This is a genomic window from Natrinema hispanicum (assembly GCF_004217335.1).
Lineage (GTDB): Archaea > Halobacteriota > Halobacteria > Halobacteriales > Natrialbaceae > Natrinema > Natrinema hispanicum.
In genome coordinates this window covers 78,867-92,378 of record NZ_SHMP01000007.1, presented here as the reverse complement: position 1 = coordinate 92,378, position 13,512 = coordinate 78,867, and the positions used below count along the sequence as shown (strand labels likewise).

General features: G+C 53.0%; 9 protein-coding genes and 2 pseudogenes. 5 read left to right on the top strand and 6 right to left on the bottom strand.

What is annotated here, in order from left to right; all coding sequences use genetic code 11:
• Positions 1–33: 33 nt before the first annotated feature.
• A complete protein-coding gene (locus tag BDK88_RS16920; RefSeq protein WP_130501549.1) occupies positions 34–1,206 on the top strand; it encodes an ISH3 family transposase in 1,173 nt (390 codons plus the stop codon).
• Positions 1,207–1,405: 199 nt separating this feature from the next.
• Here the strand turns inward: BDK88_RS16920 and BDK88_RS16915 are convergent.
• From BDK88_RS16915 to BDK88_RS16895, 5 genes and pseudogenes are all read right to left on the bottom strand, one after another.
• Positions 1,406–1,984 (bottom strand): annotated as a pseudogene (locus tag BDK88_RS16915) (hypothetical protein); the annotation flags it as partial.
• 367 nt (positions 1,985–2,351) lie between these two features.
• A complete protein-coding gene (locus tag BDK88_RS16910) occupies positions 2,352–5,345 on the bottom strand; it encodes a type IV secretory system conjugative DNA transfer family protein (RefSeq protein WP_242611689.1) in 2,994 nt (997 codons plus the stop codon).
• Between the two features lie 74 nt (positions 5,346–5,419).
• Complete coding sequence (locus BDK88_RS16905; RefSeq protein WP_130500071.1) at positions 5,420–6,643, bottom strand: IS701 family transposase; 1,224 nt, start codon at positions 6,641–6,643, stop codon at positions 5,420–5,422.
• 21 nt (positions 6,644–6,664) lie between these two features.
• Positions 6,665–7,143, bottom strand: a pseudogene (locus BDK88_RS16900) (hypothetical protein); the annotation flags it as partial.
• 334 nt (positions 7,144–7,477) lie between these two features.
• A complete protein-coding gene (locus BDK88_RS16895; protein WP_242611688.1) occupies positions 7,478–8,575 on the bottom strand; it encodes an ATP-binding protein in 1,098 nt (365 codons plus the stop codon).
• A 449-nt stretch (positions 8,576–9,024) separates the two neighbouring features.
• Between BDK88_RS16895 and BDK88_RS21310 the strand changes: the two genes are divergently transcribed.
• Positions 9,025–9,177, top strand: a complete 153-nt coding sequence (locus tag BDK88_RS21310) for a hypothetical protein (RefSeq protein WP_165396986.1) — start codon at positions 9,025–9,027, stop codon at positions 9,175–9,177.
• Between the two features lie 605 nt (positions 9,178–9,782).
• On the opposite strand, the gene BDK88_RS16890 is transcribed toward BDK88_RS21310, so the two are convergent.
• The gene (locus tag BDK88_RS16890) at positions 9,783–11,207 is read right to left on the bottom strand and encodes an IS4 family transposase (RefSeq protein WP_092930581.1); all 1,425 of its coding nucleotides are present in this window, start codon (positions 11,205–11,207) and stop codon (positions 9,783–9,785) included.
• 335 nt (positions 11,208–11,542) lie between these two features.
• On the opposite strand from BDK88_RS16890, the gene BDK88_RS16885 reads away from it, so the two are divergent.
• From BDK88_RS16885 to BDK88_RS16875, 3 genes are all read left to right on the top strand, one after another.
• Positions 11,543–11,740 (top strand): hypothetical protein, encoded by a 198-nt coding sequence (locus BDK88_RS16885; RefSeq protein ID WP_092935808.1) that lies wholly within the window; start codon positions 11,543–11,545, stop codon positions 11,738–11,740.
• 191 nt (positions 11,741–11,931) lie between these two features.
• Positions 11,932–12,756 (top strand): IS5 family transposase, encoded by an 825-nt coding sequence (locus BDK88_RS16880; protein ID WP_130501439.1) that lies wholly within the window; start codon positions 11,932–11,934, stop codon positions 12,754–12,756.
• Positions 12,757–13,145: 389 nt separating this feature from the next.
• Positions 13,146–13,415, top strand: a complete 270-nt coding sequence (locus tag BDK88_RS16875) for a HalOD1 output domain-containing protein (RefSeq protein ID WP_165396985.1) — start codon at positions 13,146–13,148, stop codon at positions 13,413–13,415.
• The last annotated feature ends 97 nt before the right edge of the window (positions 13,416–13,512 follow it).

Genomic DNA, 13,512 nt, shown 5'->3' with positions numbered 1-13,512 from the left:
GATCTGATGTGGAAGATGTCTGGTTAAGTGAATGTGTTCAAAACCCCTCAACCAGACGGTGTTCTTTCGGACTCGGACGTAAAACATCTAGCGGAAGACGTCATTTGCCAGCTCCCTTTGCCAGGGATCGAGGGCTCGCCCCTCGATCCCGGCGATATCTGGGCGGTCGTCATTCTTGCAGCAGTCAATCAGACCTCCATCTGGGAGACGTGCAAGGACAACGACAACGCTGCCTGTGATGATACTGTCATGGACTGGCTACATACGCTCAACCAAGAGTGGCTTGAGCGGGTTGCTAACCGCCTTCTCTGGGAGTTAGCGATGACGATCCTCGACCCTGATCAGTCGAGGATCGTCTCCATTGACTTCGTCGATAACCCCTACCACGGAACGTACGCCAATGAAGAAGGTGAACTCTGCCGCATGCACGCGAAAGACGGAACAACGACGTGCCACCGGTACTGCACGGCGTATCTCGTCTCGAACGGAAAGCCAGTGACGTTGGCGATGACGTACGTCCGTAGCGATGAGAAAGAGGCCGACGCGGTCGAGCGCGTCCTCGACCGCGTCGAGGCCTATCCCTTCGAGATAGAGCTTCTGTTGGCTGATCGCGGCTTCTACAACGAACGTATCCTGCGTCGTTCTCAGGAGATTGCTGCGACTGTCGTTCCCGTCCAAAAGAAGGGCGAACGCATGAAGGAAAAGTTGGACACGCACCGTTCGTACATGACAACCTATCGGATGTACAAAGACCGCGAGCGGGAACTAGAATTCCCGCTCGCGGTCGCTGTGTCCTATCACGCTGGAGATCGAGGGAAAAGCGGGGAGGTTGTGCGAGGGTATGTGGCGTGCGATCTGGCTGATCGCACGCCCAAGCAGGTCGAACAGCTGTACCGGAAACGGTCAGCGATTGAAACAAGCTACCGGGTGTTTCGCCAAGCACGAGTGGTAACGACGACACAAGATCCAGTCGTCCGCTTTGCATTCGTCTTGGTCGGGTTCTTGCTGGAGAACCTCTGGCTCGTGCTTCGGTGGGCGGTCGTCGCCCGCCCACGTCGGGGCGGGCGCGACCTTCCCCAGGAATTCACGTTCAAGACCTTCTCTGACTGGATTAGACATGCATTGGAAGAAGAGCTAGAACGGCGCTGGGAGATCAAGATGAACGGCGTCGGTGTGCCAGAAACGTATGTATCGGCCGCGGGCTGACGCCAGCCCGCGGCCTTGGGCAGGCACCTGACGAGCAACAGCATTCGTCTAAAACGGCGTATCTCAGCTTTCTCAGTTCGGTTCTCTCCATCTGTGGACTCTGTTTCTCCTACACTCAGCTACCACACCAGCGTTCACTCCGGTCATCCGAGACTCAGCACAGCTCACGAAGCGACGCTCGGGAAGTACCGATACTGCGACGGTTCCCAGATTCGTGCTCTGGATCTGGGTCAGAGTCTTGGACGTATTCACGATGGATCGCTACCAGCGCGTCCTGCCGGCGTGCAACGCGAGGCGGCGTGTCCTCGAGGTAGTCGCCAGTCACGGTGAAAAACCGAGCAGTGTCATACAGTTCGATGCTACCACGGCGGTTCCGTCCATCCGGGAGCTCTCCCTTGATGAGTACGTGGAACCCAGTACCCGAGGGAGAAATCTCCGTATAGGAATCGAGTCGCTCGATGATGTCCAGCGCTATGTCGTCGACGTCGTCGCTTGCGGGATCTCGACAGTCATCCAGATCCACACCGACGATGGGATCGTCGTCGGTAAAGACGAAGCCGATGCCATCGGCGTTCCCTGTGTCAGCGTACTCGAGGGCTGTCTCGAACGACGCCCATGTTTCGGGATCCGTCGATGACGCGAACGCACCACTCCCTGGCGTCACTGGTATCTTCGTCGGCTTCCCATCCCGAAGTTCTTCTTTCCAGCACACCCACTGGTCACGATCTCGCAAGTCTGCTGGGAGTACTGTTCTATCGAATGATGGTGTAGAACTCATTGGCAATACCCCCGAGGGGCACTTACTGAGTCCCTCGAACAAACTATATCAGAATGTAGATAGAAGTGCCGATTCTGTGTATGGTGTCTAAGCTCCCTGTCCCCGCATCGTTCTGCGGATGGAACCCAGTGTATACTAGTTGGTTTTGGGTGGTGTTTTTGCGTGGACAGCATTCCCGTCATGCGATTCTGCGTGGACATAGGTGTCCATGCAGTTTCCGTGGATAGCCGATCTGCGTGGACAAGTGATGAAAATGCTCTATTTTGGCGGTATAAGCAGCTATGGCGACCAATGTCGAAAATTGAATTCCCTCGGCTAACGAACTCTCCTGAGACGTGATTACAGTACCTCATAGTTCTGATAGTAGTCATTGATCAAGGAGTGAGTACCCGTCTTGAGTCAGAGTCAGGCCGGTGTAGAACTGGATACGTTCCCCGTCCACTCTAGAGCGATCAACGTCAAAGTCAACAACATCCTGTAACTTTCGAGTGAACCAGCCCTTGGTTGTCCCATTAACATCCTGCTGCTCAGTCCAGATATCGTACGCCTGAAACAGATCATCCTGTGATACTCTAGCACCCTCGATCTGTCTGACATACATTGCTGCAAACGCCTCCACACCATCTCCGGTTGGATCGATCTCGATCGACTCGTCCATCGCTGACGAATCAGAACTTGGTAATGCTGACGGCCCGTTCTGATCAGTATCAGCGACCGGGTTGTCAAATTGGGCTGACTCACCAGTCGGTCCAGTAGGCCACAACTCCTCGCGACCAGGGTTTGCGGGGAGCCGATATGTCTCACCAGACTGGAAAACCAGTGGGCCGCCACCGGGTGGTAGAATCAACACGACATAACTGTCACGCGAATAGTCTGCGTCTGGCAGGTCGACAGCAGGAATGAACGGTCGTTTGATCAGCGTCCAGTCCTGCTCAAAGTCGTCTTTGGAGTCGTATACATGGGTCTCTCCAGCCTGATAGACAGTATACTGGCCAGTTTCATGGTCATGGCTGTAATAGGCCGGAACACTGTCCTTCGAGAGTACTCCGTCATCAGGGACGCGAGCAAACTCTGTGTTCCCATCGGAAAGGACGTACTCACCGTTGTCGCGCGTCCAGACAGTCTGATTTGTCTCGGTCGTCCGTGGTCGAACCGCAGTGACGCCGCCGTGAGCCGTCGCACCACCGCCGAAGGTCACAACCTCGTCGCAGTTATAGAACTGTTCAGTGCCGTCCGTTCGCTCTCGGAACGGCGGTGAGAGAATACTCTCGACTCGTGACGCCACTTGTGTCTCAGACTTACCAGGACGGACAACGAAGATCGGAATGCGGTCTTCCTCGTGAGCGCGTTTGAGATTCTGCAGAACCTTCGCCGGTCGGTCTGGCGTCGTTGTCTCAGCCTCGATGTTAAACACCACATCGTGATCTGGGTGCGTCGCAACGGCGTCAGGTTGCTCGCTCCCATCTTGCTCGAGGATCTCGACACTGAACCCGCGTTCAGTGAGCGCTACCTCAGTATCCAGAAGCACTGCGTCGTGGCTGGTTCCACCAGCTGAGCCAACAGTGCCCGTCTTGGGCCGGACCAACTCTTCACCCTCGTCGGTGAGCCGAGCGACGATCTCATCGTTCTGCAGGTCGACCTCGATCAACCGCGAGGCATCGCGCACGTCCGGCAGGTCTTCGTATGCATAGTCAATCTCGGGCTCGGTTTTCTCGAGGCGAGCCACGAGTTCCTCGTCAACAGCCGTGACCTCGACCCAGCCATTTGCCTCTCGTGCACCCTCTCGAATTTGGACTGTGCGGAGAGCTTCTGCCATTGTCTCACCCAGTATCTTCGTCGGGTTGGCGGCTTCATTGGCGTCGCTGTAGATGAGGTTCTGGAGGATCTCTGCGTCCGTTAGCGGGTCAGTTCCGTAGCGCTCTAAACTCTGTTCGATAAGATCGTCGACAGTCTCGGTTGACCGAAGCGGTGGATACGGCGGGAACGAGTTGATGAGGACCGGCTCAGAATAGCGCCCACCCTCGAGCGGAAGTTTCGTCCAGGCCTTGTACTGATCAGTTGAGATCAAATCCTCCGCCGTGTAACCCTGAAACCGCTTCATTAGCAGTTGGGCGTCGTCGACATCGTTGATCGAGAAGGCAAGAAGGTTATCACAGTTGTTCTGCATCGCTTTCAGCGTATCCTCATCGAACTGCGAGGGGTACTGGGAAGCGAGCGTCACCGATAGTCGCATCGAACGAGCACGGGCCAGCATCGACTCGATATCAAGATTGTCGCTAGCAATGTCGTCGAACTCGTCACACAGGACAAAATAGGGGTCTGGATCGGTATCGCGTTCGTACGACCGGTGCTGAATGGCACTCCAGAGGTTGCGCATCACACCGAGCGTGACCATCTTCTTGATATCTGTATTCTCGACGGGCGTTCGAACGATAACGATCCGATCGTTGTCGATGATGTCTCGGAAATCGATCGTACTCTCACGATGGGCAATGATCCGACGAATCACCGAATTCTCGACCCATGACTTGATCCGTTTCAGGAGGGGACGGATCGTCTCCTCCTCCATATTCGCAATCTCGAGGCAGAACTCCCTGATGTAGGGATCCTCAACGTCAAGGGCGAAGTCTTCGCGCCGCTCGGCGTTGAGCAACGTGAAGTACATATCGATGATCGAGAACGGTTTCTCCGATTTCATCATCGCCCGAGCCATTGACTCGGTGATCGCCTCCATGTTGATGCCCCAGTAGTCGGAGGTGTCGAAGACCGCTTTCAGGTTCTCGACTCGGTTTTCGATCTCGTTCTCGAGTTCTTCGGTCGTCTCGCACTCGGGCACCTCAAGGAAGTTCATCCCGATCGTCTTCTCATGGGTGGTCGAACCGGGCTCAATCCAGACCACGTCCTCGAGTCGATGTTCAGGGAGTTTGCGCAGGAGCTCTCGAGAGTCTCGGCCTTTCGGATCGAAGTACGTGAAGCCATAGCCGGAGTAGGCCCACTGGACCATCATATTCAGTAGCGCTGTGGTTTTCCCGTAGCCAGTGGTGCCCGTAATCCAGATATGGCGGAAAAGCGAGTCAAAGCGGAGCGGAACTTCGCGAAAGCCCCGCTGTGGGTCCTTATCGTAGCCGACCCAGAGTGGTGGAGACGGTGTCTCGACACCTGCCTCGAACATCTCGCGGACAAATGGTCCTGCAACAGTGCCCTCCTGAGCGGTTTCGGTGATAGCTTGCTTCCCTCCGATGGAACTGGTCTTCTGTTCATCGATATCGTATGTCTCGCCGAGTTGGGATTGGGGAGCCGGTGGTGAATCGAGCGGAGAGTCACCGTCACCAGTGGCTTGTGTCGCTGGCTCGGTCTCCATATCTTCTGTTACCTCTTCAGAGTTGCTGCGGTCAAAGAATCGATCAAACACCATCGTGTCCTCTGTTAGTAACCTCAGCTTTGCACGTTAGCGTCAGCTGTTGAGTGAACGAAGAGATGGTCGATCTCTTCCATGAGGACATCAACGCCTCGGTCATCGTTGTCCCGAACCCACGAGAGAAGGTTGTACACGGCTTCTTTCAGAGAATGTTCAAGGTTCGCTCGAAGCGATGACGCTTTCGAGCGAACCGTCCCCAAGGCGCTCGAATCGGGATCAAGACGAACGAGACTGTAGGCGGCCATGAGAAGGTGCCAGTGGCGACTGGCACCTTCGTCGGTCTGCATCTCGCAGTCTCCCAAGCCGAGATCCTGCTTCGAGTCCTCGAAGAACGTCTCGATGCGCCACCGCATTCCGTAGGAGCGAATCACGTGTTCGGTCGGTGCGTCGATCTTGTTCGTAGCGAGATACTTGACCGGATTCTCTTCGTCTTCGTCGGTCTCTTTCTCGGCGATAACCAGCTTCACGTCTCCCAGCTGGGAGACGGGAAGCTTCTTTGTCCAGATGTGGTAGGTCTCGTCCTCGATATTGCGCTCAACCGTGTCGATGCGCTCTTCCAGCGCATCGACGCGGATTTCTTCTCCACCGTAGGTCACCTGTCGATTGCTCCGGAGCGGGCCGATCCAGTCCTTGCCGTAGGATTCGATAAGTTCAGGAAGGCCAGAATCGTGGGCAAACCACGAGTCGAAGAGGTAGGTGTCCGCAGGTACACCTACCTCTTCTTCGAGTTCGGTAACGATCTCGCGGGCGAGATCGTACTTGGTGTCATGGTCTTGGTCGTCCTCATCTTGCTTTTCGTAGAGGCGAAAGGTGAGCGGATAGGCGGTTTTGTCGTCAGCGTAGAAAGCGTAGATGAGATCTTGCCCCCAGACAGTGTCACCTTCGGCGTGATCGTAGAAGTGGCCGACGCCGGGGACTTCGTCCCCGGCTTTCTCGGTGATCGTGTCGTCGAGGATGATGTAGCCATCCTTTGACCAGCGTGTTTCACCGTGTTTCTGGAGTTCTTCAAGGCGTTCGTGGTTGAACTGCTGTTCGTCCCAGTCGTACTCGGTGAGGAACTTGTTGAGAGCGCGTTTGCTGTTGGCTGGAAGGACTTCGCGTGCGATGCCCGCCACGGTCTTGTTGCTGGCCGCAACAAGACCTGTGGCGTAGGTTTTGGCGTGATGACGTTGTGCTGGAGACAGCGACTCGAACTCGTCGAACGCACGCGTACACGACAAGAAGTCCGTAATCGGCATCATCCGTCTTTGCCACCGCCTACGTCACGCTCCTACTTCAACGTGCAAAGCTGAGTTAGTAACGTTGTGTTCGGTGGAAGCGCTGCTACCGGTGGACTGTTCGTATTGGCCTAGATCGGCAGGGGCGCGATCACCACGTCGGGTATATCGCCAGTCGATATTCGGCGTCTCAATCTCTGCATTGGGGATGTGTGCGACGCCGGCGAGTTCGTCGACGGTCATAATCATGTGCCGGTCGATCCACTCGCGGTCACACATTCGCTCAACGAACTGTCGAAGCTGCGTGGCATGTTTGCGCTCTCGCCGATGCCAAACAGGGTTGTCGTCAAGGCCCTGTTCAGTGATCGCGTTGTAGTACTTCCTGAACATCCCCGCGACGCCACGAGCACGGGCCTCAGCCTCGTCTTGCTCGCTCGAGGCAGCAAGCACGCGCGAATGTTCACGTGGAAGGCCTGCTGGCCACGTTGCTGTTCGATGGTTTTCGCAGCCTGTTTGTCCTTCTCGCATCACACCTGTCTCTGGTTCGTGCAGTGTGACTCCGGCATTCAGACGGTCAACGATCGACGGGAGAGATGGGTTCTTGTTTTCCATTATCAGATTATGCTTAGCCATAGGTAATTTTCTATAATAATAGTTTACCCAAATATATTTTACAGAGAACGTTACTACGCATACCAATTTATCGTCTAACTTGGTGCAACTCAGAAATAGTCAATTGCCAAATCAGTATCTCTAATCTGGAATATCCCATGCAGTGTCGGTCGAAGATTGAGCTGGACTTGCCAGTAGAGTCACAATCCCAGTTTCAACCAGAGGACGCGTGTCTCGAATTAATTATCATTCCGATATTTCTTCCTGTACATCTGCGCGTGGAAGTTCCACAACGAATGTTGAACCACACGGCTCATTATCTTCAACTCGAATATTACCGCCATACGATTCAACTAGCGTCCATACCAAAGAGAGACCTCCGCCCCTGTCTGTCTCCGTTCCGTTCGTATTGAACAGTGTTTCTTTCTGTTTGTCAGAAATACCTGGCCCGTTGTCGCTGACAGTCATCCTGACAGTATCCACGTCAGCCTTCACCATGACTTCGATCAGAGAATCATCCCGATCGTTGTGTTCGACAGCGTTCTCAAGTAGGTTGTCTACAACCGACCGAAGACTGGCGTTTGCAGTGACGAGTGCTTGGTCTGGAAGATGAGTTGTTACAGCAGCACTGGACGAGGTCTCAACTTGAGAAGCCAGTTCAGCAATAACCGCAGCAAGATTAACTGGCTCAAGATCGGTTTCACCGATTAGTGAGTCAATGATTGCACGAGTAGCTTCAATTCGTGTAAGCGCTTCCCCGGTTTTCTCAGAAATCACCTCGAGATTATCACTTTCTGTCTCAGCAGTTGCAGGGGTTTGCTGATGGCTGATGAGTTCAGTATAGCCTTGGATCACAGTTAGATCATTACGGAGATCGTGACGGATGAGATCATTGACAAACACCAGTGTATCACTAACCTTTTCAGCGCGCCGAGCGTCGGCATGTGCTCGAGCGTTGTAATAGCCGGCGATCATTCCTGCAATCGCTCCTGCCTCAACTGCAATCAGAAGTGGAAAGACAGGTTCGGCGATAGGACGTCCTTCGAACAGTCGTACAAGAACTGTTGTTCCCATTGCGATCAGAAACACGACGCCTCCTATGAGAGACCAACTAACGACGATCCATCGACTTTTGAGTGTGAACTCGATTTGAGAGAGACAGTATCCCGCATAGATGAGTCCAAGTGCAGGCACCCCATCCAACAAAAGCGCAACCAGTGGCCCGATTAGAGTATTCAATACAAGAATTTCATGTGCATAGTGAACACCTGCAATCAGAAACAGTATCGCCCCGAACGCCATGAGGAGAAACGGCGACTGCTCCCTCATCTGGCGTTGATCCATATTCCGGGATAGCTATCGTTTCCTTATACGAATTCTGAATCGCTAGGCCTTGTAGTCCGAGTGTCAAGTTACTGTACCGAAACAAGAATAATGTTTCTATTATGTATTATTATGGAACGCACAAACAGCACGCATATTGATTACACCCTTCTATACAGTTCTTGTACCCTGCAAAAATACTGGACAGAGACCAACATGAGTTTTTCAAAGTTCGGATGGAACTCAAAAGCCAGAGATCGGAGACGAAACCAGTTGTGGATCTTGTGGGACGTGCCGATCTCGGCTGGCGTGGACAAGTGTTCCCCCTGACTTGTGATCGAGGAAGGGGCAACGATACAGGAGTGTAGGTTGACCCACCTTGTCCGCGCCAACCCGTCATATGTCCCATAGAGTTATCAACTTGTTCCCTAACTGTACTAAGACGGTTGACTACATATTCTCCGAGAGATATGAATAGCCGACTTGCCTCCTGCTGTCTTCTGGGCTGTCTTCCCACTCTCAAGGACGTCGACAATCTCGGCGGACTCAACATCATGTGTGAGGTGACGATCGTCGGCCAGTTGCTAAGCGTGTTCGACAACTCGAGATCAGCCTGTTCGTAGGAACTGAGAACTCGGTCAATGCGACTGCGACCAGGGAAACCCCTTGTCAGTCGGTCGGTCGGTCAGTGCTATCATCGCCATTAGCCGTGGCTTCAGATATCAACTTCCGAATCTTGCAGAAACGCCGGCCAGAGGCCGACGTTGGCACACTCATGTCCCAGGTGGTGTGTCAGTGGTAGGTGATCTGAGATCCTGATGGCACCAGACAGTGGTGGAGCAATCCCAGTTGCGGCGAGGAGCCGTGTGTCTCGAATCGACTGCATTCCCTGTCTGGAGATCGATTAGAGCCACACTGTCCCTCCCCACGTGTGCTCTTAGGATATGTCTCGTATGAATCTGTTGGATAAGTGATCGGAATGTAAATAGTTAATAATGATCACCAATAACAACCAATTGCCTCCAACTCCCCCATGTTAACGGCTGTCTCTTACCCATAACTCAGCACCAGCGAGAAAAATCAAGTAGATGCGTCTGAAATCAAAGAATTAGTCGGGATGTTTTCATTATCTGGACTGGCTCACCGTTTCTGAGGAGTGGTCAGTCTGTAAAATTGGAACGAAGTCTGAATTCACGTTGAGGTCCGCTGAATGAGTCGCCGTTGGCGCTCATTCAGCACCGAGTTCGTACCCTTCTGCCCACATGCGTAGCTTCTGGAGGCCTTTCCACATCGTTTCCCATCCTGGAGGAGGATCTGATCCGCGGTCCAGATACCCGCCAAGCTTCGCTACACTCACAGCGTAGGCTTTCCCGTTCTGGTCTTGCAGTTCTGGAAATTTTGTTTCCAGAACTGCGCGCTCTGCTTCGCTCAACAAGACATCAGGTGCAGTCGAGGTCTCTCCCCGAGCAAGCTCTCGTAACTCCAGGACCTTCCAGGCAATCACCGAGTACAGACTTAGCAAGACTTCCATTCGTTCCCAAGTCTGGAGTTGCCGTTCTTCGATGTTACAGCCACTCTTCAGCACTTTGTGCCAGTCTTCGATTCGCCAGCGAAGACCATAATAGTCGATGACAGTCAGCGTCTCGTTAAACTCTTCGACCGATTCAGTGGTGAGTAACACCCACTGAATCGGGTCGTCAGTTTCACCGATCTCATCGACTCGTACGACATTTACTGCCACTGAACCGTCTTGATCAGGATTATTCCGCGGCGCACGCAACTCACAGGTTCCCGTTGCAATCGACAGCTCTGCTGTCCTGGCTTCTCGCCCACTTGCCTGTTGAATCTCGATCGTTTTGCGACCTTGCTCGGCAAGGTCGCTGCTCCAGTCAAAGAGTTTCCCAGATTCATCGTTTTCTGTCCAAATCCGTCGGTTTTGGTTGGCTCGAACGATGAATCCAGCGTTCTCTATCTCTTCGACAACGTCTGTATAGAACGCGAATGCATCTGCTCCTCGATCATGAACAAACAACGGGCGAACATCGTCGGCAAGCCAGTTTCTGGCTTGCCTGTCACCACGAGCCCACTTCTCCTGTTCACTCTCCAACGGAATTGGCTCTGATTTCCCGTTTGTCTCATACTTTTTGTCAGCCTGTTGGTCCTCGATCAGCGCCTGCTGATCGAGGACCCCTGTCATTCGATGTGTTTGTGGATGAATGCCGATCGTTGAGTGGACTTTGACGCCCTCAAGGTCCATCTCAGAGTTACCAATGTCGCCGAGTCCGTCCTTGGATGGATGTCTCGGAAAGACAAGTTCAGTGGTATCGGAGACGATCACGAGTTCGTCTAACTGACTCACTCGTGATCGTTGTGCTTGCTTGTGAGCGGAGAGGATCTCGTTCGGTTCCACATTCTCATTATCGCAAAATCGGTACGTAGCCTTTGTGGAGGCCCAGTCTTCGCAGGCAGTTGGGATGGACTCGGCAGGTGAACTGCCGAGTTCATCCCCAAGTTGCACCAGTCGATCGGTGAGGCGCTTGTCTCCGAGATTAGCTGAGCGAAACTCTGTTCGAATCCAACCTGATACATCCATGTCACACAACTCTCCGTCATCGTCTAAATCAGGCTGCCAACTCCGTGACCCCCGTCCCATTTTCCCGTCTCAATTCGTCAGCTACGGGGTTAGAACTTGTGGGTAAGAGACAGATGTTAACGGAGGCACTACCCCCATCCCCATCGCCGACACTATTTCCCAGTCCAAGTGGGAAAGGACTTGGATTCGCTTCAAATCAAAAGCGAGCTTGATATCCGCCTTCCGGAATTCCATAGCGGCGAATCTGAAAGGCGCATGGGAAATATAATAGAATTGTCATACGGCTATTGAAATTCATAGTGAACGGTAAGTACAGAACGTGCGTGTATCAGTTGGCACTCGTCAGAGCCTTGGTTTACAGAATGGTTATAATTCAGGATACCTAACTAAATAGTATGTCCGCGCTTCCATCTGCCCTTTTCGATTGGAACCTGAATCGAGTGGTGAGGGTTGCTGTGAGCGGTATCGCAGTCTTCCTCGCAATTCGACTCACGGATGGGTTACTGGTCGGACTCGGAGTAGCAGTCGCACTGGCTCTGGTACTTAATGTTCCGTGGTGGATGTACGACCGATACGCGCAGTCAGACAAGTGATGTATTCGCACACGTAGTTGCCGTTCAAGACAGGGGCCACATATATCACCCAATAAACAAAAAGACCGATATAGTGAGAACTCCGGTATCATGTATGAACGATGGACAATATTCTGCTCTGTTGAACAGCGATCTAATCAGCCGGTATCACTGGCTTAGAAGGATGAAGCCGAGGAATTCGATTCTGTCCTATGGAAATCGATATCCTCGACTTCGTTGAGCAGTGTCGTGACCTAGCCAAACAAGCGTTGGGGAAGCACGCGGGCGAGCCCGCCAGCGGCGGGTTCGCCCGCTGGGTCCATGTCGTCCTGCACTGTTTTCGGCTCGAAGAAGGTCACAGCTACCGTGAAACGCCGAATCGGTTGAAGTACATGACCGAGATTCGTGACGTACTCGGTCTCGATCGAGAGAACCTCCCCGACTACAGCACGATCTACAAGTCGTTCGACCGGCTGAAAATGTGGGTGTGGCGGGCGTTGCTGCGCGTTTCAGCGCAGCAACACCCGCAGTCTGGCCACGCTGCTCTCGACAGCACATTCTTTGACCGCCGCCGTTCGTCGTCGTACTTCCGCCAGCGGTCGGGAAATACCGTGCAGACGCTGAAAGTGACGACATTAACTGATATAGAGTCGCTCGCTGTTCTTGATGTCCATATTACAGCACGGTGGAAGCACGATACGAAGACTGGACCGCAGGTCGTCCGCCGAAACGCGGACGACCTGCAGTCCGTGGTTGCCGACAACGCGTTCCAAGATTGGCACACTGAGTACGAAATCTCCGCACTTGACATTGAGTACCTTGTTCACTACCGCGGCTCATCACCGAATGCAGTCGTGAACAACGCGCTCATCCGGGCAAAAGGTTACTCTCAGCGCTGGATGGCCGAAACCTCGTACTCAACAACGAAGCGCTCGCTCGGCGACGCCGTGCGAGCGCTGGGCTGGTATCGCCAGTTCCGTGAAATTGTCCTGATGTTCGCCCTCATCAATATAGAATCGCTGTGTGAGCCTCTGTAACCGTGATTCAGGATCTATTCAACAGAGCACAATATTCGATATTTATGGCACATCTTCGTGCGATTCGTACTGCCATCGTCGGCTTAGCACTCGCAGTTATTACAGTGGGGCTTATTATCGAAGGTGATCCATTGGGTTTCCCATTCTTCACAATAACGATACTCGTTTGCTTGTACGCATTTGTACCACCTCTCATCCGTATGTGGCAAAACCCATAGCGGACAGTTCGCATCTCTATTTACCGGCTGACCCAATCAGAAGGATCTGAAACAAGCTATTCGCGAGTCTTTTTATGATATTCTCATAGTCAGTAATAAGTTCCCTATGAGGGCACAGAAAGTTGTATGTTTGGCGTCATATATTAGTGTCTGGGAGATATACACTTTAGTATGGAAAGGGATCTTGGAGATAAAAGTAATATTTCTTTGCACATAGTTGATTATATTGCTGAAAGGGAACACACGGATCCACTTGAACTTCCCCCATTGTATGATGCAGTCAATCCAGATGCGCTCGACGATCTCGTTGCGTCGGGACGCCAGAACGGGACGACTCAGTCTGGCCGAATCGAGTTCCAATACAATGGCTATACGGTTATTGTGAAATTCGGCACCGATCCAGAAATCACGGTCAAAGAGAAGTCAGAACTCGTTGAGTAACACAATCGACGGGAATCACTTCTCAAGGCAGGGTGCCGCCGAAGTTACCGAACGCCACTCCCCTTCAAGTCGTACTGTTTGTCCCAGACGACTCGTG